The organism is Burkholderia sp. MSh2 (genome assembly GCF_000731655.1).
In the GTDB taxonomy this organism is placed as follows: domain Bacteria; phylum Pseudomonadota; class Gammaproteobacteria; order Burkholderiales; family Burkholderiaceae; genus Burkholderia; species Burkholderia paludis.
In genome coordinates, this window is sequence record NZ_JPGM01000028.1 from 53,084 (window position 1) to 72,791 (window position 19,708).

Annotated in this window: 18 protein-coding genes and 2 pseudogenes; 14 read left to right on the top strand and 6 right to left on the bottom strand. The window is 62.0% G+C overall.

What is annotated here, in order from left to right; genetic code table 11:
- Positions 1 to 74: 74 nt before the first annotated feature.
- A complete protein-coding gene (locus GQ57_RS18575) occupies positions 75 to 1,103 on the bottom strand; it encodes a DMT family transporter (RefSeq protein WP_081896699.1) in 1,029 nt (342 codons plus the stop codon).
- Between the two features lie 99 nt (positions 1,104 to 1,202).
- On the opposite strand from GQ57_RS18575, the gene GQ57_RS18580 reads away from it, so the two are divergent.
- Together GQ57_RS18580 and GQ57_RS18585 are read left to right on the top strand one after the other, a co-directional pair.
- Positions 1,203 to 2,210 carry an alpha/beta hydrolase gene (locus tag GQ57_RS18580; RefSeq protein WP_034198657.1) on the top strand — a complete coding sequence of 336 codons (1,008 nt, stop codon included), beginning with the start codon at positions 1,203 to 1,205 and terminating at the stop codon, positions 2,208 to 2,210.
- Between the two features lie 237 nt (positions 2,211 to 2,447).
- Entirely contained in the window at positions 2,448 to 3,089 is a 642-nt protein-coding gene (locus GQ57_RS18585) for a DUF2325 domain-containing protein (RefSeq protein WP_235212639.1), read from the top strand.
- 48 nt (positions 3,090 to 3,137) lie between these two features.
- On the opposite strand, the gene GQ57_RS18590 is transcribed toward GQ57_RS18585, so the two are convergent.
- From GQ57_RS18590 to GQ57_RS18600, 3 genes are all read right to left on the bottom strand, one after another.
- A complete protein-coding gene (locus GQ57_RS18590; RefSeq protein ID WP_034198658.1) occupies positions 3,138 to 4,436 on the bottom strand; it encodes an Nramp family divalent metal transporter in 1,299 nt (432 codons plus the stop codon).
- 94 nt (positions 4,437 to 4,530) lie between these two features.
- Positions 4,531 to 5,145 carry a superoxide dismutase gene (locus GQ57_RS18595; protein ID WP_034198659.1) on the bottom strand — a complete coding sequence of 205 codons (615 nt, stop codon included), beginning with the start codon at positions 5,143 to 5,145 and terminating at the stop codon, positions 4,531 to 4,533.
- Positions 5,146 to 5,175: 30 nt separating this feature from the next.
- A complete protein-coding gene (locus GQ57_RS18600) occupies positions 5,176 to 5,667 on the bottom strand; it encodes a hypothetical protein (protein ID WP_034198660.1) in 492 nt (163 codons plus the stop codon).
- A gap of 62 nt (positions 5,668 to 5,729) precedes the next feature.
- Here GQ57_RS18600 and GQ57_RS18605 point away from each other — a divergent pair, with 62 nt between their 5' ends.
- From GQ57_RS18605 to GQ57_RS18620, 4 genes and pseudogenes are all read left to right on the top strand, one after another.
- Positions 5,730 to 6,182, top strand: a complete 453-nt coding sequence (locus GQ57_RS18605) for a hypothetical protein (protein ID WP_034198661.1) — start codon at positions 5,730 to 5,732, stop codon at positions 6,180 to 6,182.
- A gap of 380 nt (positions 6,183 to 6,562) precedes the next feature.
- Positions 6,563 to 7,687: a porin gene (locus GQ57_RS18610; protein WP_034198662.1), complete on the top strand. Its 1,125-nt coding sequence runs from the start codon at positions 6,563 to 6,565 to the stop codon at positions 7,685 to 7,687.
- Between the two features lie 1,745 nt (positions 7,688 to 9,432).
- Positions 9,433 to 9,609, top strand: a pseudogene (locus GQ57_RS18615) (winged helix-turn-helix domain-containing protein); the annotation flags it as partial.
- Complete coding sequence (locus tag GQ57_RS18620; protein ID WP_034198663.1) at positions 9,606 to 9,866, top strand: hypothetical protein; 261 nt, start codon at positions 9,606 to 9,608, stop codon at positions 9,864 to 9,866. The pseudogene GQ57_RS18615 and the gene GQ57_RS18620, both read left to right, overlap by 4 nt.
- Here the strand turns inward: GQ57_RS18620 and GQ57_RS41865 are convergent.
- Entirely contained in the window at positions 9,838 to 10,116 is a 279-nt protein-coding gene (locus tag GQ57_RS41865; protein WP_152603296.1) for a hypothetical protein, read from the bottom strand. The genes GQ57_RS18620 and GQ57_RS41865 overlap by 29 nt on opposite strands.
- 60 nt (positions 10,117 to 10,176) lie before the next feature.
- Here GQ57_RS41865 and GQ57_RS39655 point away from each other — a divergent pair, with 60 nt between their 5' ends.
- From GQ57_RS39655 to GQ57_RS18640, 5 genes and pseudogenes are all read left to right on the top strand, one after another.
- Complete coding sequence (locus GQ57_RS39655; protein WP_081896701.1) at positions 10,177 to 10,617, top strand: DUF3331 domain-containing protein; 441 nt, start codon at positions 10,177 to 10,179, stop codon at positions 10,615 to 10,617.
- Positions 10,618 to 10,755: 138 nt separating this feature from the next.
- On the top strand, positions 10,756 to 12,330 hold the full coding sequence (locus tag GQ57_RS18625; protein ID WP_034198664.1) for a Na+/H+ antiporter: 1,575 nt from the start codon (positions 10,756 to 10,758) through the stop codon (positions 12,328 to 12,330).
- Between the two features lie 107 nt (positions 12,331 to 12,437).
- Complete coding sequence (locus GQ57_RS18630) at positions 12,438 to 12,887, top strand: hypothetical protein (RefSeq protein ID WP_034198665.1); 450 nt, start codon at positions 12,438 to 12,440, stop codon at positions 12,885 to 12,887.
- 198 nt (positions 12,888 to 13,085) lie between these two features.
- Positions 13,086 to 13,895: pseudogene (locus tag GQ57_RS39660) on the top strand (IS5 family transposase).
- 530 nt (positions 13,896 to 14,425) lie between these two features.
- Positions 14,426 to 15,847, top strand: a complete 1,422-nt coding sequence (locus tag GQ57_RS18640; RefSeq protein WP_034198691.1) for an aldehyde dehydrogenase family protein — start codon at positions 14,426 to 14,428, stop codon at positions 15,845 to 15,847.
- Between the two features lie 110 nt (positions 15,848 to 15,957).
- On the opposite strand, the gene GQ57_RS18645 is transcribed toward GQ57_RS18640, so the two are convergent.
- Positions 15,958 to 16,923, bottom strand: a complete 966-nt coding sequence (locus GQ57_RS18645; RefSeq protein ID WP_235215091.1) for an AraC family transcriptional regulator — start codon at positions 16,921 to 16,923, stop codon at positions 15,958 to 15,960.
- Between GQ57_RS18645 and GQ57_RS43790 the strand changes: the two genes are divergently transcribed.
- Genes GQ57_RS43790 through GQ57_RS18655 form a run of 3 tightly spaced genes read left to right on the top strand, consistent with a single transcriptional unit; the run spans position 16,837 to position 19,452 of the window.
- On the top strand, positions 16,837 to 17,025 hold the full coding sequence (locus GQ57_RS43790; protein ID WP_235215092.1) for a hypothetical protein: 189 nt from the start codon (positions 16,837 to 16,839) through the stop codon (positions 17,023 to 17,025). The genes GQ57_RS18645 and GQ57_RS43790 overlap by 87 nt on opposite strands.
- A gap of 47 nt (positions 17,026 to 17,072) precedes the next feature.
- On the top strand, positions 17,073 to 18,671 hold the full coding sequence (locus GQ57_RS18650) for a xylulokinase (protein WP_034198666.1): 1,599 nt from the start codon (positions 17,073 to 17,075) through the stop codon (positions 18,669 to 18,671).
- Positions 18,655 to 19,452, top strand: a complete 798-nt coding sequence (locus tag GQ57_RS18655; protein ID WP_160257532.1) for an inositol monophosphatase family protein — start codon at positions 18,655 to 18,657, stop codon at positions 19,450 to 19,452. Before GQ57_RS18650 ends, GQ57_RS18655 begins: the two co-directional genes overlap by 17 nt.
- Positions 19,453 to 19,708 lie beyond the last annotated feature (256 nt).

Here is a 19,708-nt window from a genome sequence, read left to right on the forward strand (position 1 = left end):
TCCAGCAGATTCGACGCCACCGGCAGGCGATGCGTCGAATCCGTCGTCCCCCGTTTTTGCCGCGCGCCGGCGTGCTACGAATTCGACACGGAGGCTTCGTCACGTGGCCGTTTGCCGAGCAGCTTCCTGATCACGCCGAGCACGCTCTCCAGCGACGATGCGAGCAACAGCACCACGCCGCCGCTGATCTGGGCGATCGTCAAGGGTTCCTTGTTGACCAGCCCGAACACGCTCGCGAAGACGAGATCGAGATTGAAGATCACCGACGTGCGGGCGGTGCCGACCCGTTGCTGATACCGGGTTTGAAGCACCACGGCGAGTGCGGTGGACATGACGCCCATGAAGAGGATCGCCGTCCAGACCTGCGGGTGCGTCAACGGTTCCAGCGGACGCCGGATCGGGAAGTACGCCAGCGCGACGGTGCCGAACAGGATCTGGAAAAACGCGAGGGCGAGACGGTTGACGCCACCCTGATGCGCGGTCAGCTTGCCGATGATGCCTATGTTCATCGCGATTGCGAAGGCGGCCGTGAGCCCCCACGCGTAACCGACGTTCAGGCTGTCCAGTCGCGCGCCGAGAAACACATAGGCGCCGACCAGCCCGATCGACACCGATGCGATATCGATGCGCGACGGCAAGCCGTGCCGAAGCGCGAGCATCACGAACGGAATGAAGACGATGCTGAGGGTGACGCAGAACGCCGCGCTGGCCGACGACAGGTGACTCAGCGCGTAGCTCTGGCTGACGATGTTCAGCGCGCTGAAACCGCCCAGTATCAGCCCGCCGATCACGGTGCGCCGGTTGGCCTTCGCGACGTATGGCAGCGCAAACGGTAGCAGCGCGAGCGTGGCGACGAGCGAGCGGGAGAACGCGTAGAGGCCGGGGTCCACCTGCGCGACCGCGTTGTGCGTCAGCGGAAAGCCGATACCCCAGATCAGCGGGATGGAAAAGATCGCCCAGAGCGCAATTCTGTCCTTGGCTGCTTCGGCGGCGGTTTCGTTGGCGGTAGTCGACATATCCGTAGAGGCTTTGAGGTTGATAAGACCACGAAAAGCACGGGTTGCCTGGCCCGGCAAAATTTTTGTACGTCGGCGGGCGCGCATGACGAGAAGCCGCTCCAGCTGATCCGTTTCAGGAATTCCGGACCGATCCGAGTGCGGGTTTTGCGGCAAACTTGCCGCTGAACCAGGAGGTCGTTAGTCATGAAACGGAAACGCTTTCCGAACGAATCGATCGTTACGTCGTTGACGCAGGCAAAACGGCGGTTGGGACCCGGCGTGAAGCACGGCCTGTATGCAGGCATCGTCGCGATGTGCATGACCGGCCACTTCGACGCCGTTGCGGGACCGGCGGAGACCGCTGCCCATCCGGCGTACTGGCAGCGAGGCGACGGCCAGCCGTATGAAGTCGCGGACACCGAAGTCCGCGACGTGCCGGACCCGGCTTCCGGCCGCGACTACCAGGTGTTCGTCGCCCTGCCGCCATCTTACGGCAGCCAGCCGCAACGCCGCTATCCCGTCCTCTACGTGACGGATGCCGACTATGCGTTTCCTCTCGTCAAGCAGATTTCCCGCCGTCTTAACGGAGAAGGGCCCGTGGTCGAGGAGTTCATCCTCGTCGGCCTGTCGTATGCGCGCGGCGAAACCGGCGTGCAGAGCCGGCGGCGCGACTACACGCCCACCGCGGCAGGCTCTCCCGACGCACCGGCCGATGCGGTCCACGGCCAGGCCGGCGCCTATCAGGCGTATCTGCGCAACCGGGTTCTGCCGTTCATGGCGAAACAGTACCGGACCGACGAAAGCCGCCGCTTCTTTCTCGGCCATTCATACGGCGGCCTGCTCGGCATGAGGATCCTGCTGACCGAACCGGACCTGTTCCGCGGCTATCTCATCGGCAGTCCGTCGCTGTGGTACGACCGTCAAGCGATGTCGCGTATCGAGGCTGCCTACGCGGCAAGCCACCACGACCTGCCGGCGTGCGTGTTCATGTATGTGGGGGAGTACGAGGAAGTCCGCAAGAGCGACCCGCGCTTTGCGAGGACCTACAACATGGTCACCGATACGCGAAACATGGAAAAGGCGTTGCGATCCCGGCAATTCCGGTCGCTCCGGCTGCGGGTCGACGTGCTCGACGACGAGAATCACCTGACGGTCGCGCCGCGCGGCTTCACGCACGGTCTCGAATATCTGCTGCCTGCCCGGGCGCGATAGCGGGCCCCGGATGTCCGGCGCCGGAGCCGGCACGCGCGCGATAACCAGCCGTATCGCCGTTGCGCCGCCCGGTACGCCGCCGCGGCGATGGGCGCATGGCCATGTCGACCGGCCACGCTTCTCGTAAATGAGAATCATTGCTAACATGCGGTAATCGTACGGCATGGATGCCAGTTGGGGTGAAGCGGAATGACGGCGGCGGATCGAAACGGAATGTGCCCGTGCGGCGAGCGCGGCTTGGCGGTTCGACACTCAGCGGATGCGGCGCGGTGCGCGGAGGGCGCGCCCGACGACGGCACGCGGACGGTCGCCGCGCTGCAGGCCGAGGTCATCCGGTTGCGCGCCGCGGTGATGATCCGCGAGACTGCGCTGGCCTGGGCGCGCGACGAGCTGCAGGCGGTGAAGGCGGCGATTCCCGGTTTGCCGAAGCGGCTCGCGCTGGCGCAGCAGGTTCGCATGCTCGAGGCGCGGGTTCATGCGTTGATGCAGGCCGAATCGCAGCGTTCCGTGGAGCGGAGACAGGTGCCATCGCCGACAGAAAACACCATGCCGATCCGGCCGGCGCGAGATCGACGCAAGGTCGTGATGTGGATCAGTCGACATGACCGGCACACGGCCGGCGTCGAGCTTGCGATCGCGAAAACCGGTGCGCAGGTCGTCCATGCAAACGAAGTCGATGCGAAAAAGCTCGACGCGAAACTGGCCGACGCCGACCTCGTGATCTGCCAGACGGGGTGCGTGAGTCATGGCGACTGGTGGCGCGTCGAGGATTACTGCAAGCGCACCGGCAAGCAATGCGTGCTGATCGAGCAACCGGATGCGTTGCAGCGCGTGATTGCGTCGACGACGCGAAAGGAATCGGTCGGTGCGATCGACTAGACGCGCATCCGTCCAACTACCTGCCGTCGCCGTTCGGATCGTCGGCGGTCAACCCGTGAAGCCGATATTGAAGGTTTGAAGCAGTAAGGCCACATTCAGCGCCACGATGACGCCTGTTGCCGCGACCGCGGCGATGTGCGTCGTCCGGCCGTTCGCGAATTCCCCCATGATGTCCCGACGCCGCGTCAAATACACCAGCGAAATCATCGGGATCGGCAGCGCGAACGACAGCACGACCTGACTGACGATCAGCGCCTGCGTGGCGTTGACCCCGAGTGCCACGACGACGAACGCCGGTGCCATCGTGACGAGTCGCCGCAGCCACAGGGGAATCCGGAAATCGACGAAGCCCTGCATGATCAACTGGCCGGCCATCGTGCCCACGACGGAACTGGAGATCCCGGAACTGATCAGCGAGACCAGGAAGATCGTGGCGGCGGTTGCGCCGAGCAGCGGGGTCAGCGTGCGATAGGCCGTGTCGATTTCCGCGACGTCGCTGTGTCCGAGGTGGAATGCGGAACTGGCCATCACGACCATCGCCATGTTGACAAGCCCGGCGATCGACAGCGCAACGACCACTTCCCGATTGGAAAAGCGCACCAGACGCCGCCGTCCGCTTGCGTCGCATCCGGCGGTGCGATCCTGAGTCAGCCCGGAATGCAGATAGATTGCGTGCGGCATCACGGTGGCGCCGACGATGCCGACCGCAATGACCAGCGCTTCATGATCGGGCATTGACGGTACGATCGCATGCCGGAGCACCTGCTGCCATGCAACCGGCGCAATGAACATCTCGACGAGATAGCAGAGGCCGATCACGCCGACGAGCGCGCCGATCACGATTTCCATCGGCCGGAAGCCGTTCTTTCCGATGATCAGGATGCCGTAGGTGACGAGCGCGGTGATCGCCATGCCGGCGAGCAGCGGAAGATCGAACAGCAGCGACAGGGCGATCGCGCCGCCCAGGAATTCGGCGAGATCGGTGGCCATGGCCGCGAGTTCGCTGATGACCCACATCACGTAGACGGCAGGGCGGGGAAACTGTTCGCGGCACAGTTCCGCCAGGTTCCGCCCGGTGGCGATGCCGAGTTTGGCCGACAGCGCCTGAAACAGCATTGCGACGAGATTGGCCATCAGCACGACCCACAGCAACGCATAGCCGAACCGGGCGCCTGCCTGGATGTTGGTCGCGAAATTGCCCGGATCCATGTAGGCGATCGATGCGATGACCGCGGGCCCCGCGAACAGCAGCGACGTGCCCGGTCCGCGCCGCCTGCCGGCCAGAACATCCCGGATCGCGACGGTCGTGCGATCGGTCAGGGTGGTCCTGTCTGCCATCGTGTTCATTGCAATTCCTGGATGGATCGGTCATCGGCTGCGGCGACGCACCTCCGCGCCGCGGGTCGTCTGCGTCCACCAGCCCGTCGGCGGACGCGCCGGCTTATCGTCCGGGAGCGGCGGCGTAGCGCCGCCCGACTTCCTGCCAGTCGATCACGTTGTAGAACGCCGCAATGTATTCAGGCCGGCGGTTCTCGTATTTGAGGTAGTACGCGTGTTCCCAGACGTCGAGGCCGAGAATCGGCGTATTGCCCGACATCAGCGGGCTGTCCTGATTGCCGGTGCTTTCCACGACGAGCTTGCCGCCACCGTCGACGCTCAGCCAGGCCCAGCCGCTGCCGAACCGCGTGAGCGCGGCCTTCGTGAACGCCGCCCCGAACGCTTCGAATCCACCCAGCTCGGCGTCGATCGCGCGACCGATGTCGCCGCCCGGCCGGCCGCCGCCATGCGGCGACATTACCGTCCAGAACAGACTGTGGTTGGCGTGTCCGCCGCCATTGTTGCGCACCGGCAGTTGCAGCGAATCCGGCAGGGAGGCGATCCGTGCGACGAGCGTTTCAACGGGCAACTCGTGATATTCCGTACCCTCGAGCGCCGCGTTGAGGTTGTTGACGTACGTCTGGTGATGCCTGCTGTGATGAATTTCCATCGTGCGTGTATCGATGTGCGGCTCGAGTGCGTCGACGGCGTACGGCAGTTCGGGAAGGGTGTAGGGCATCGGCAGTCTCCTTTCAGGTGGATGGCGGATTCAATGACGGACGGCGCTACTGACGTCGAGCGCGAGGGAGCCCTCGCGCAACGCGCGGACGATACGCGGATGTTCTCCGTGCCGTGCCACGTGGCGAACGAGGGCGAGATGGGTTTCCCGGCCATGGCGCAGCGCGGCCCGACGCAGGAGGGCATCGCGCCGTGCATCGAGATAAAGCGCGATCAACGCTTCGTGCGCGTCGCACAAGCCTTCGACGCAGCGTTCCACGTCGCCCTGGCTCGCCAGCAGATCCGCGAGGTTGTGCCAGGAGACCACGAGAGCCGCCACGCAGTCGTCGTGACGCGACGGCGGCGGCGTCTCGATCAACCGCTGCGCGATTTCCAGCGCCCGCCGATAGCCGGCGAGTGCGGGCGTGATGCGTCCGTCGCGCTCAGCACCGACCGCCTCGCGAATCGTGGCTTCCCAGGACGAAAGATCGGAATGCGCCGGACGCGGATCGTCCGGAACAACACGTGAGAAGTGCGGGTGCATGTCGATGGCTCCGGTTGCGGCCCCCTTTACGAGAGGAGTCCTTTTCGTACCTTGATTCCGTAATGATAATCATTATCATTACGGTTTTCCAGAGCGGCGTCTATGAAATCCAGGCGAGCGCGAGACGCGTGAATCGGCCCGATCGGCCGCTAGCCCGCAATCCGGACGACTCCCCGAAGTCTGGTGCTTGCGTGTTGTCGTATCCGGCGGATTCGGGCGCCTGGCGGCATCGACCAAGCAGCGACATCAGGCAAGGGACACCGATCAGCGTCATGACGCCGCCCGGCGGGGCTGGCGAGCGGATTGCCGGTCAGACGCCGCATCAGCGTCCCCACGACCGCGAGCATCGCGACGGCACCGACGGCGCGGACGCGGTCCGCAACGTCCTGAATGACATTGAATTGGCCCAAGTCATCTTGACCGTCCCGGTCGCGATCCTGGGCCAGTGGAAGCGGTCAGGACTATCGAGGCCATGGATCAACTGTTGCCCAGGGAAGGGAGTACGCCGGGATTAAACCGATCACGCTGGGCGCGAACAAGCGACCGTGTGTGTTCGAGAAATGTTGAGATTTTGTGGAGTAGTTTTTTTGCCACTGTCAAGGTGCGCGCATAAGAAAATCGCGGCGAAGATACCGTGCGGCCATTCACGGCTTAACGCAATAAAGACATTTAATAACATAGGCTTGCGTCAATTCATTGGCTTTCTGTTGCCAAAACTGAAATACATAATTTCTACCTTCGTCTGGGGTTCGTTGCTTTCGACGCTCTTACACTCGCCATTCCCAAACGGGCATCTATCCGGGCCTGACCAACAGAACAAGGTCCTCCGGGCGGTTGCAGACCGTTTATGAACAAGGTCGCGAGACCTGCCTCTTTTTAGAAGGGAGCTCCACGAATGAACAAGACTCTGATCGTTGCAGCGGCTGCAGCATCGTTTGCTACCGTCGCTCACGCGCAAAGCAGCGTCACGCTGTACGGCGTGCTGGACGCCGGCATCACCTACCAAAGCAACGTCCAGAACGCATCGGGCCAAGGCAAGTCGCGCTTTTCGATGGGTTCGGGCATTGACCAGAGCCGTTTCGGCCTGCGTGGCTCGGAAGACCTGGGTGGCGGCCTGAAGGCAATCTTCACGTTGGAAAGCGGCTTCAACATCGGTAACGGCAAGTTCGCGAACGGCAACGGCGGCATGTTCAACCGCCAGGCATTCGTCGGCCTGTCGAGCCAGTACGGCACGGTCACGCTCGGCAAGCAATACGACGCAACGCAAGACTACCTGGCACCGTTGACGGCAACGGGCTCGTGGGGTGGCACGTACTTCGCGCACCCGTTGAACAACGACCGCCTGAGCACGAACGGTGACGTTGCGCTGAATAACACCATCAAGTTCATGAGCGCGAACTACGCCGGCCTGCAATTCGGCGGCACGTACTCGTTCTCGAACAGCACGAACTTTGCGAACAACCGCGCATATAGCGGCGGCGTGTCGTACCAGTATCAAGGCCTGAAGCTGGGTGCGGCTTACTCGCAAGCGAACAACGCCGGTTTGTCCACGACAGGCGCGGTGAACCCGTCCATCGATACGAGCGGCAACGCATTCGGCATCCAGGGCCGTACGCGTACGTATGGTGTTGCAGCAGCCTATGCATTCGGTCCGGCACAAGTCGGCGCAGCATGGACGCAATCGCGCCTCGACAACCAGACGAACGGTGCCGGCACGCTGCGCGCTGACAATTACGAAATCAACGCGAAGTACAACCTGACGCCTGCTCTCGGCCTGGGTGCCGCTTATACGTACACGAACGCAAAGCAGAACGGCCAAAGCACGCACTGGAATCAGTTCGGCGTGCAAGCCGACTACTTCCTGTCGAAGCGTACGGACGTCTACGCTCAGGCGGTGTATCAGCGTGGTACGAAGGGCGCCGGTTTGGGTTCGTCGATCTACAACGGCGATATCAACGCGTCCCCGAGCACGAAGGTCAGCCAAACAGCCGCAACGGTTGGTTTGCGTCACCGCTTCTAAGCGTGACGGCTGTCTGGTCAGTTCCGAAAAAGCGCCTTCGGGCGCTTTTTTGATGCCTGAATTAATCACATTTCTTTGATCGATTTGTTTTATGAATTTTAATGGCGTGACGTTCGCCATTGATTAGATGTGACGCGATAACTCGCAACAATTTTACGGCATCGCTGTGGTGAAGGCGCGAATGAATCATTGTGTCCGGTGATGGGGGTATGAAATTTCCGCGAATGAAATTGTGGGGGGATTGGATGATTTCGAATGAATCCAGGGCCGCGAGTGTTCGAAGGTATTAAATGATTTTCTGAAAATTCAAGCGCGAATGCGGCGGGATTGTGACGGCGAAGTGAGGGAGCATGCTTGAGAGGTTGCGACAGTGCGTTGCCAGATATGGCTGGCAATGTTTGGAGGCGGAGTGGATGGGTGTCAATTCACGTCATCGGTTCGCTTGCGCTCGCGGGCACGTTTTTGAGCGTGTGGCGTTGACCTTGCTCTATCGAAATAGCGGTGCACCGGTATGCACATCTTGTCAGCAGGAAGATATTCGTGATAGATGGCTGGGTAAATTGGCCGAACGAGGGGGAACGCTTCTGAGTGGTCCATTCATTGGGCTATTTGCGCGTTACAAAATTCGTTGCGCAGCGGGGCACGAGTGGAGCGTGGAGGGAAGGAAGATCAGCGAGGGGCGTTGGTGTCCGATCTGCGCGCATGGTGACGCGACGCGGCGAAGCTGTTGTCCCGATGGTCTGGCTCGGCTTCACGCCAAGGCACAAGAGATAAACGGAAAATGTCTTTCATCGAACTATACGATCGAAAGTCGTCTATATAGATTTGAATGTGCAAAGGGGCATCGTTGGGAGGCCAGGGCAAACGATATCTTCCGGGGAACCTGGTGTGGTCGTTGCGCAAAATCAACCTTCTCCGGTCAAGTCGACCCCAATGGATTGGCACGTCTGCAGGCGGCCGCCCGGGAAATGGGAGGAGTTTGCTTGGCAGATGCTTATGCGGGTTCGGCCGAAAAATACCCTTTTCGTTGTGCGGTAGGCCATGAATGGAAAGCGATAGCCAGTCGAATCTGGCTCGGACACTGGTGTCGGCAATGTGCAGGTCTTAAATTGCGTCAAACAATTGACGACATGCGAGCGCTTGCGGCCGCTCGTGGCGGACAGTGTTTGTCGACGGAGTATCTGGGCAGGCGGACCAAATTGACCTGGCAATGCCATCGCGGTCACGTCTGGGCGTCTCGGCCGATAAATATAAGTGCGGGAACATGGTGCCCACGATGTGCGATTACTAACCGAACTCGCCGTAGAGACAATTGATACGTAGTAGATCGCGCTCAAACGATCTTCAGGTAGCGTGCCCTTGCTCGCGATTGCCGGGGCGCGCCAAGGTGCCGCTCCGTGATAGGCAGCCTTTGGCTGCCAGGAGCGCAGGGTTGGCGTCGCCGATACACGGTCGCGCCAAATCATCGGATGGGTGCGGCGTTCCCGCGCCGCCCGTCCCTTTTCGGATGTCGCCCGGTCGCTCGTGAGCCCGTCATCTTCGAGCTCGGGCCGCCTCCATATCGCCCCTACGCCATTCTCCAGGCGCCTCCATCAAACCTCCATCTTTCCGCGCAAAAAACTCCATAGTGCGCACGCACACTGCGATCCGGCAATGCGGGCCGTTGGGAGCCTGCGTCCGATGGAGTCCACATGAAGAATCAGAAACGAGCCTGCACCAGCGCCGTGTGCGCGCTGGTGGCGGCGACCCGCGTGTTCACGCGCGGCGAACTGATCGATGCGTGCCTCGCCGACGTCGATGCGCTGGAACGCACCGTCGACAGCCATATCAGCCGGCTGCGCAAGAAACTCGAAGGCGCCGGCGCGTCCGGAACGCCGGAAGTGATGCGCGGCATCGGCTACCGGCTGCGCAGCCGCCAGTGAACACGCGTCGGGAATCGCGGCTGCGCGGTGCGTGGATCGTCGGCTTCCTGACGGTCGCGGTCGTGCTGGCGATCGCGACCGGGTGGTTCGTCGTCTACGGCCTGATCGTTGCCGTTTCGTCCGATGCCACCGACAACCTGATCGCGGTCGTGATCCGGGAGACGCGGAGCTATCCAGCGCTCGCCGTCCTGCTGCTGGCCGGGCTGGTCGCGGCCGTCATCGACCTCGTCAAACTGGCTCGCGGAAAGGGCGCGTAGCAACGGTCCGACGCTCATCGCATGACTGCCGCCACGCAGCGATTTCTCCGTTGTTGAATCGGATTGTTTTCTGAATCGCAGGGCAATATTTAATTTCGTGAAGCTCAGGATCGCCGGCAAGAAAAATCACGACGGCGAATTTCGGATCGAATAGGCATGTATCGGATTTTTCGATTTGAATGTCGGAAATATTATTTTTCATGGGCCTGGTCAACTGCGTGCGCATGCGAGGTGCAAGGTGGGAAATCATGGAAACTTCTCTTCGTCAATCGATGGCCATTCTTGTGATCGTGAAGTAAAGGAAGGTTCGATGATTAATCGCGAAAAATTGACTCCGATCGTCGAAATCGAACCAAGGGAACGCTGGTGCCACATGATGAAATCACTCGAGGCATGCAGTGACGGCACGGGAATGAACTTGCCGCTCAAGGATCGCACGGTCGATTTACTTAGAAAAAAATCTGTGGTCGATCTGTCGCGGTGCGGCGCAACGGTCGATATTCTTGATCAACTTTCATCCAGCACGGTGGTGATTTCGTGGCGGGATTCAACCAGCGGACATTATGGCCATCAGATTTGGCACAAAGGATGTGCCAGACGGTCAACGTTATGTGCGGCGAGTGGAATGCCTATCAACCTGGGCGACGAGATTTTTCGGCCAAGCATGCGGTATGGCCGCCCTGCGAACTGGTCCGCGATGATTCTCGCGCGTCACATCTCCAGTATTGATTTTTCCCGGATCGGGAAATAGGCATGGCTCCCTTCAAACTCCCGGCCGGACGCTTACGCTGTTCGGGGCCTGGAAACCAGGCCCCTCATTGCGCCTTCCGACCGGCTGAAGTACGCATGGGCAGCTCACTACCTAAGCTCCGACGACAAAACCATCGCAATGGCCATTTTTGAATTGATGATCGCGCTGCTGCTGGCGATCCTTGTCTTGCACTATGTCGGGCATAAGCTCGGACTTCCCCCCACCGTCGCACTGATCATCGGCGGCGGTTTCATCGCCTTTCTGCCCGGCCTGCCAGAGGTCCATATCGACCCGGAACTGGTGCTGGTGATCTTTCTGCCTCCATTGCTGATGGACAGCGCCCTTGGAATTTCACTCGACCAACTGCGCCGGCACATGCTGGGCGTCGGGGCGCTGGCGATTGGTGCGGTGCTTTTCACCACGATCGTGGTGGCCCTCGTCACCCACTGGCTGGTGCCGTCCTTGCCCTGGGCAGCTTGCGCGGCCTTGGGCGCGCTGGTCGCGCCGCCGGATGCGGTGTCGGCACGCGCCGCGCTGCAGCAAGTCAAATTGCCACGCCGCCTCCTGATCCTCCTGGAGGGGGAGAGCCTGTTCAACGATGCAACGGGCCTCGTGCTTTTCCGCTTTGCGGCGGCCGCGGGCGTGACGGGCCTGTTCAGTCCGGCGGAAGCCCTCGGCAGCTTCGCACTGCTGGCGCTTGGGGGCGTACTGGTCGGCGCCTGCGTGGGTGGCGCCTGGGTGTTCCTGATGCGCCATCTCGACGACGATAGCCTGGTCATCGCCGCCAGCCCGCTGTGTGCGTGGGGCTCCTATCTTCTGGCCGAACGCTTCCACGTCTCCGGGGTGATCGCCACCGTGACGACGGGCCTCATCTGTGCCTGGTTCCAGCATCGCGTGCTCAACGCGTCGGCCCGCCTGTACGGCACGGGCTTCTGGAGCGTCATGATCTTCATTCTCGAGGCGTTCGTCTTCCTGATCATCGGATCCTCGCTGCATGAGTTGATCCAGCGAGGCGACGGGCTCGACACGATGCTGGCGCAGATGGGTGTACCGGTGCTGATCGTCGTTCTTTCCGTCATCCTCGCGCGGTTTGCCTGGGTGCTTGTCTCGGACGGCGCGCTCATCCTGCTACGGAAGTTTCGCGTGACCCGCTTCCATCCGCTCGGGCTTGCCGATGCCACGGTATTGAGCTGGGCCGGCATGCGGGGGGTGATCACCCTGGCGCTCGCCGCCAGCCTGCCGGACAGTTTTCCGGGGCACGATTTCATCCTCGTCACCGCCATTGCCGTCATCCTCGCCACCGTGCTGGTGCAGGGACAGTCGCTCGGCGCCGTGATCCGCTGGACGGGGCTGGTGGCACCGGAGAGCGACAGGCCTCGCTTGAGCACGAGCGAGGCGGAGGCCGTGATTGCGAGGGTGCAGTACGAGTTGATGGAAAAACTGGCATACAACGACGCAGGCGAACTCGTTCACCCGATGCTCCTGGACATTCACAAGCACAAGGCAGAGGACATGGCCCGTTACGCGCGGCACGCCGACGAATACAAGTCCCGCCTCGATGCACGTTCGGAAGCCGTGCTGGAGTTGATCGCGGCGGGACGTGCCGAGCTCATGCGCCTCTACCGAATCGGCGACATCGACGAGCACACGTTGCACGAACTGACGCGCGACCTCGATCTCGAGGAACTCCGCGCCATTTCCGCTACGGTTTGAGATTACGCTGGCGCCAAGGAAAGTGAATCGCAGCCGGGTTCGGAGGGGCAGCCGACTGGGTGCCGGGTGCCCTATTTGAATGGATTTTTCCGACTTGGTGAATTTTGATGACGCGTTCTTCGACTCGCGGCCGGCGGCCGCTCACCAAGGCCATGCTGTTGCCGCTTGCGACCGATCGTGTCCGGCAGCTGCAGCTCAAACATCATTTCGCCCTTGCAGCGATGCGCGGCGAACATGGAGATATTCAGTCGCTCGGCACGCTCGTCAACGTGTTGTATCTCGCGTTTCATCTGCGCGATGTGGCGGGCGAAGCCGATGTCGCGTTCTATCGCGGAGTCGAAGCGATACTCGACGCGTACGCGGAACGAGCGGAATCAGACGACTGGACGTTGCTGGACGCCGAGCGTGGCGCGCTCGAGCAGTTGCTCGCCGTGCATGATGCACAACTTGCCGCGGTACCGATGCATCGGTTTCTTGACGCCAGCGAAAAAGTCTACCGACTTGTCCAGTCGAACAGACGATTACCGATTCCGATACAAGTGACAGAGGCGAACTGAATGACTATTTCGACACGATGCCGTCGGTCATCCGGCCGACTCGCTCGGTGGGCACCATCAGCACCGCAAGCGGGGCCGTGCGCAGTTGGCCATATGCGATCCGCCAACGACGTTCTTGCCTGGAAATCGCTTCACTCCGATGCCAAGACCTGCTGACACAAATGGATGCGATGTTCGCGAGCCCGCATCGTTGTGCGCATGGCAACAAGAAAGATCGGCAATGAATTGTCGGCGGTGTTGCAGCCGCTGATTCCGGAGTTCGGGCATTCGCGCAAGGGAGGTCGGCGTCGTTCGGTCGATGACCGCGCTGCGCCAAGCGGCATCCTGTATGTGCTCCGGAGCGGCATCCCTTGGGAAGACCTTCCGCAGGAACTCGGCTTCGGCAGCGGGATGACGTGTTGGCGGCGACGACGTGACTGGCGAGCGGCTGGTGTCCGGGACAGACTGCATGTAGCGATGCTTCGTCGCTTGCGCGAGCCCGATCAAATCGATTGGGGACGAGCAAGCCTCGATGGCGCGAGCGTAGCCAGCCCCCGGGGGGGGCAGGAAACCGGCCCAAACCCAACCGATCGGGAAAGCCAGGCACGAAGCGACACCTCGTAGTCGACGCACGAGGTGTCCCGTTGGCGATTGTCGTGAGCGGTGAAAACCGCCACGATTCGATGACGTTCGAGCCGATGTTGGATGCCATTCCAGCCGTATCTGGCCTGAGTGGGAAAGCGCGCAAGCGTCTGGAAAAATTGCACGCCGACAAGGGCTACGACTGCCGTCGATGCCGTAGAGATCTACGACGACATGGCATCACCGTACGAATCGCTCGCAAGGGCGTCGAGAGCAAAACGCGTCTTGGGCGCCACCGATGGGTTGTTGAACGCACGCACGCATGCTTGGTTTGCGGGCTTCGGCAAACTCCGTATCCGTTTTGAACGGCGGATCGACATCCATACGGCGCTGCTCAAGCTTGCCGCGGCGATCATCTGCTCACGATTCGTTGATGACCTGCGTTAGCCACTCCAAGTGTCCACGTGGATTCGCGCGCCTCGGTGGAGACGGTGACGGGTGAAGTCTGCTTCAGCGATGCCCCCAAGTTTCAAGCGAGCGTTCAAGCGATGGACCGGTCGTGGGCCGCGAGAGCGGCGCGAACCTGGATCGGGGGAGGGCAGGCACCGGCGACGCTGCCGCGAGCGACGAGTGATGCACGGAGCGCGATGCGCCGGAATGCCCGCTGCCGCCGCACCGGAATTCGTGGCACGACATCGTGGCAAACCGGAGGCAGACAAATGATCTCGATCCGGAACTCATGCCGGCGGAATCGCGACGCGATGTCCCGATTCCACCAAAAACTGGCCTTGTCACACCATCCCCGATATGCCGCCGTCGGTACACTCGATCGCGAGTAGCGACGCGTACGCAAGGCGCTCGGACGTCGTCTAAAACGGCCCGCGCCCCGCTGGTTCGCCGGCTGCTGCAGTCCCGTCGCGCCGGGCGGTATGCCCGCGAACGGTCAACGAAATCTTCTGGAAGCGAGGACATCGATGGTGAAGCGTTACGACAGGTTCTTTATCGGCGGGCAATGGGTCGCGCCGCACGGCAGTGGCAGCGCGGAGGTCGTCAATCCGGCGACGGAAGCGGTGATCGGGGTCGTGCCGCTCGGCGACGCCGAAGATGCCGGGCGCGCGGTCGCGGCGGCCAAGGCCGCCTTTCCCGGTTGGTCGGCTACGCCGCCGCGCGAAAGAAGCCAGTACCTGCAGCGCGCGTTGTACGCGCTGAGCCGCCGCGCGACGGAACTGGCGCGGCTCATCACCGACGAGGTTGGCACGCCCATCTCGTTCTCGCGGCTCGCGCAGGCCGGATTGCCGGTCGTATCGCTGGGGTCGGCATCGCAACTGGCGGCGCAACTCGGTGGCGTCGAACATGTCGGCAACTCGGAGATCACGAAGGAGCCCGTCGGCGTCGTCGCATGCATTACGCCGTGGAACTATCCGCTGCATCAGATCGTCGCGAAGGTGGCGCCCGCGCTCGCGGCCGGCTGTACCGTCGTCGTCAAGCCGTCCGAAGTCGCGCCGCTCAATGCATTCGTGTTTGCGGAAATCATCGAATCGGCGGGATTTCCGCCGGGCGTGTTCAACCTCGTGAGCGGTCTCGGTAATACGGTCGGAGAGGCGCTGGTATCGCACCCGGATGTCGACATGGTCTCGTTCACCGGGTCGACCGCGGCAGGCAGGCGTGTTTCCGAACTCGCTTCCGGCACGGTGAAGCGGGTTGCGCTGGAGCTTGGCGGGAAGTCTGCGTGCATCGTACTGGACGACGCCGATTTCGAAGTCGCGATTCCGGCAGCGGTTCAGGCGTGCTTCATCAACGCGGGGCAAACGTGCGCAGCGTTGACGCGCCTGCTGGTGCCGGCGTCGCAACGCGAATGGGCAGAAGAGATTGCCGTTGCCGTCGCGGAATCGGTGCGGCTCGGCGCGCCGCAAGACGAGGACGTTGCGATGGGCCCGCTGGTGTCCGAAACGCAGCGCCAGCGCGTACGCGACTACATCGCGCTCGGCGTTGCCGAGGGGGCCGAACTACTCGCGGGAGGGGACGACGCGCCGGACGGGCTCGAAACGGGGTACTACGTCAGGCCGACGATCTTCAGCAACGTGCGCAATGAAATGCGTATCGCCCGTGAGGAGATCTTCGGCCCGGTTCTCGCGATTATTCCGTACAAGGACGACGACGATGCCGTGCGCATCGCCAACGACAGTCCGTACGGGCTCAGCGGCGGAGTGTGGAGCGGCGACGTCGCGCGGGCCAGGCGCGTGGCCGCGAGGATGCGAACGGGGCAGGTCGAGATCAATGGCGGCAAGTTCAATCCGCTGGCGCCATTCGGCGGATTCAAGCAGTCGGGCAACGGTCGCGAGCTGGGCGCCTACGGTCTTGCCGAATATCTCGAGACGAAGTCGCTTCAGCTTCCTTGAAACGGCGCGGCGGCGCTCGGAGTGCAGATGAACAAGGGCGCGCGCGAAGCGCACCTTGCGCGCCCTTGTCGGGCTCCGTCGCTGCCGGTTTTTCGCGGCGCGTCGCGCCGCTATCGCCTGCCAGCTTCGGATTCGCTCGGCAGTTGCCCGGTCCAGCGGACGTAGGCTTTCGAAAAGTTGCTCGGATTGTCGTAGCCGACCGATTCGGCGATCTTTCCCCACGACCACCCCAGACGGCGCAGTTCATGCACGCGCTCGAGCCGGGTTTCGTCCAGCAGTTGAAGGAATCTAAACCCTTCATTTTCAAGATGCCGTCGCAAGGTGCGGCTGCTCACGTTCAGAAAACGGGCGACCTCGTCGATGTCGGGCGAGCGCCCCACGTTCGCGCGCAAATAGCGCCGCGTCGTCGCGATGAAGTCGCTCTCGGTGTTCGGCTGACGAAGCATCGGCTCGATCTGCCCAAGCACGTAGGCGCTGTAGCTGGGGTGCCACGTCGGCAACTCCAGATCGAGGCAATGCGAGTGGCAGGTCATGACGTTCTCCCGTGCGTTGAAATGCACCGGGCAGCCGAACACTTCTTCGTAGAAGCCGTATTCGGCGGGGCGCGGGTAGGTGAGGTCGATCCGGTTCAGCTTGAACTGCGCGCCAAGCAGGTTTCGCGAGATGGTCAAGATCGTCGCGAAAGCTTCGTCGATCCAGTGTCGCTCGACCTCGTGCGTGTCGGGATATTTCGTCGAGATGATGCACTTGAAGAAGCCGGGCGATTCGTCGAACGAGAAATACGTCAGCGCGCCTGCGGTCTGCTGGTGCCGAATCGCGTAGCTGAGCGCTTCCCGGTAGGTCCTGAACGCATACAGCGCGAGGCCGACCAGACCGAGGCACAGGATCGTCTGCTTCATGCCCGACTTCAGCCCGACGGGCACGCCGGGCAATGCCGCTTCCACGCGTTGCAGGAATTTTCTGGATTGCGCATACGAAACGAGGATGTCGTGCTGTTCCAGGTCGCCCAGGGAAAACCCGAGACCGCGGAACAGGCGGCCTACCGCGACCCCGTGTTCGCGGGCGACGAGCGTCAGGCCCCGGATGATGTTCGGTGGCGCGTCGGCGATGGTTTCATTGCGGATGTCCATGACCGACATGTTTGCATGAGCGTGTGGCCAGAAACAACCAATCGATGACCTCAATTGACTACCAGATAATTTTTTGTCGTCTCTAGACTTTGCTCATGAAAAAACACCGATATGTTCTCTCCGTGGACCTCGGAACGAGCGGTCCGAAAGCGGTACTCGTCAGCGAGTCCGGCCGGGTGGCCGGCGCCGGCCGTGCCCACGTGAATACCCTGGCGGTTGGCGACCGCGGCGCGGAACAGGCGCCCGCCGAGATCTGGGCGGCCGTGAAGGACGCGATCAGGGCCGCGGTCGTCGGAGCAAACGTCGACGTCGGCGAGATCGTGGCGATGATCTGTTCGAGCCAGTATTCGTCGATCGTTCCTGTCGACGCGAACGGGCAGGCGCTCGCCAACATGATCCTCTGGGCGGACGGGAGAGGTACCAAGGCGAGCCTGGCTGCGGAATATCGTGCGGCCCGCAAGCTCGACAGGCCCTGGCAATTGGCGAACTGGGTGAGGCTGCATGGCCTTGCGCCGCTCGTGGCCGGAGTGTCGCTGAACCACATGCGCTATTTCCGGTTCGCATGCCCGGAGATTTACGAGCGGACGCATTGCTTTCTCGAGCCGATGGACTATCTGGGCATGAAGCTGTCGGGGCGGATGTGCACGACGCAGGGCAGCACGCTCATGTCGCTGATGGTGGACAACCGAAGGCTGGCGGCCGGCGAATACCATCCGACCTTGCTGCGATACGCGCACATCGACCGGGAGAAGCTGCCGGAGCTGGTACCGACGACCACCGTGCTGGGGCGTTTGTTGCCGGATGTCGCCGCCGAGCTGGGATTGTCCACGAGCACGCAGGTCGTCGTCGGGCTGAGCGACACGGCGGCGGGCGCGATGGGTGGGCTGGCCTTCACGGGCGAGCATGCCGGAATTTGCATGGGCACGACCGGCGTGATGGTCACGCATACGGAATCCATGAAGACTTCCATTCGCGACAGTCTTTTCACGATGCCTTCGCCGGACGAGCGCAAGTATCTGGCGATCGCCGAGAACGGGATGTCGGGCGTAACGCTGGACCGCTTCCTGCGGAACATCGTGTTCCCGAACGATGCGTTCGCGGAATTCAGAGAAAGGCGCCCGGACGAATTGTATGCGGCGCTGGATGCGGTGCTGGAGAACGTCGACGCCGGCGCCGGCGGGCTCATCTTCCTTCCGTGGCTGGGCGGCACGATGGCGCCGAAGGCGAACAGCGACATGCGCGGCGGCTTCATCAACATGAACGGACAGACGACGAGGAGCCACATGGCAAGAGCGGTGCTGGAAGGGCTCGCGTTCAACCTGCGCTGGGTGCGCGGGCCGCTCGAGGATTTTGTCGGTCGCCGGTTCACGCATTTCAACTTCTATGGCGGCGGCGCGAACTCGGCATTCATGGCCCAGACGCTTGCCGACATCATGGGTAGCCCGATTCAGCAAATGGAGAGCCCGCAATACGTGAATTCGATCGGCGCGGCGATGCTGGCATTCGAGCGGATCGGTGAGATGGAGCTGGACGATTTTTGCAAGAATATGTCGATAAATGCGCAGTTCGAACCAACCAAAGCGTTGAAGGGGGGCTACGACGACATGTTCGGCGCGTTCGAATCGGCATTCAACGCCACCCGCCGGCTATACCGGAATATCAGGAAAGAAAATGGTTATGAAGCACACCATTGACGAGTTGATCGATCGCGCGGTACGCGTCGTTCATGGTGCGGGAGACATCGCGCTCAACTATTTTCGTTCGCAAATGCAGATAGACGACAAGCATTCGCGAGGCGTATTCGATCCGGTCACCGAGGCCGACCGGCGCATCGAAAGACTCATCAGCGAGGGGCTGTCGAGCGTCGATCCGGGCCTGGCCGTGATCGGCGAGGAGTACGGTCGTTCCGGCGAAGGGAACAGCTACTGGATCATTGACCCGATCGACGGCACGAGGGCGTTCATTTGCGGCATGCCGCTGTGGGGGATCCTCGTGGGCCTCGTCATCGACGGCGTACCGGTCGGCAGCGTCATGTACCAGCCTTTTACCGGCGAAACGTACATCTCCGACTCGGGCGGCCCGCGTCTGTTCCACCGAAACACCGTTGCATCGATTCGCACGTCGGCGTGCCGATCGGTGTCCGAGGCGATCGTGTACAGCCTGGATCCGCGCCTCATCGAGCGAGCAAACCTGATGCGTCCATTTTCGCGGTTGATGGAGCAATGCCGGATGCTTCGCTGGGGCGGCGATTGCTACAGCATCGCGATGGTCGCGCACGGCTGCATTGATCTCGTCGTCGAAGCCGGGCTCGAACCCTACGACGTCGTGCCGTTGATCCATCTCGTCGAATCCGCCGGCGGGGTAGTGACCGATCTGGATGGCGCCAGGCCGATGAATGGGGGGATCGTGGTGGCGGCCGCGAACCGCGAGTTGCACGAGGCCGTCCTGGCGATCTTCCGCGAATCGTCGGGCTGACCTGTCGTCCGGAGTCCGCGGAACCGCAACGGCTGGGTGGAAGACGGGAGCTGGAATGAATTGAGGAGGGGCGATATTCATTAATTAAGGAATCCTTTTTGAAGAAATGGCAGGAGACGAAAACCGGACGTACGACCGGCGTGTGTCTGCGAGCGGAACGACGGCCGGATGGCGCGAGCGCTCGGGCCGGGAGAATCGCTATCGCGAGCGGGTGCGTGACGGTCGAGTATTGGTGGAACAGGACGGAGAACGATGA

Coding starts and splice junctions, on each gene's coding strand:
- GQ57_RS18575 (WP_081896699.1), bottom strand. CDS start 1,103: ATGCGCGCCCGCCGACGTACAAAAATTTTGCCGGGCCAGGCAACCCGT.
- GQ57_RS18580 (WP_034198657.1), top strand. CDS start 1,203: ATGAAACGGAAACGCTTTCCGAACGAATCGATCGTTACGTCGTTGACG.
- GQ57_RS18590 (WP_034198658.1), bottom strand. CDS start 4,436: ATGAACACGATGGCAGACAGGACCACCCTGACCGATCGCACGACCGTC.
- GQ57_RS18595 (WP_034198659.1), bottom strand. CDS start 5,145: ATGCCCTACACCCTTCCCGAACTGCCGTACGCCGTCGACGCACTCGAG.
- GQ57_RS18600 (WP_034198660.1), bottom strand. CDS start 5,667: ATGCACCCGCACTTCTCACGTGTTGTTCCGGACGATCCGCGTCCGGCG.
- GQ57_RS18605 (WP_034198661.1), top strand. CDS start 5,730: ATGATAATCATTATCATTACGGTTTTCCAGAGCGGCGTCTATGAAATC.
- GQ57_RS18610 (WP_034198662.1), top strand. CDS start 6,563: ATGAACAAGACTCTGATCGTTGCAGCGGCTGCAGCATCGTTTGCTACC.
- GQ57_RS41865 (WP_152603296.1), bottom strand. CDS start 10,116: ATGATTTCCCACCTTGCACCTCGCATGCGCACGCAGTTGACCAGGCCC.
- GQ57_RS39655 (WP_081896701.1), top strand. CDS start 10,177: ATGATTAATCGCGAAAAATTGACTCCGATCGTCGAAATCGAACCAAGG.
- GQ57_RS18625 (WP_034198664.1), top strand. CDS start 10,756: ATGGCCATTTTTGAATTGATGATCGCGCTGCTGCTGGCGATCCTTGTC.
- GQ57_RS18630 (WP_034198665.1), top strand. CDS start 12,438: ATGACGCGTTCTTCGACTCGCGGCCGGCGGCCGCTCACCAAGGCCATG.
- GQ57_RS18650 (WP_034198666.1), top strand. CDS start 17,073: ATGAAAAAACACCGATATGTTCTCTCCGTGGACCTCGGAACGAGCGGT.
- GQ57_RS18655 (WP_160257532.1), top strand. CDS start 18,655: ATGAAGCACACCATTGACGAGTTGATCGATCGCGCGGTACGCGTCGTT.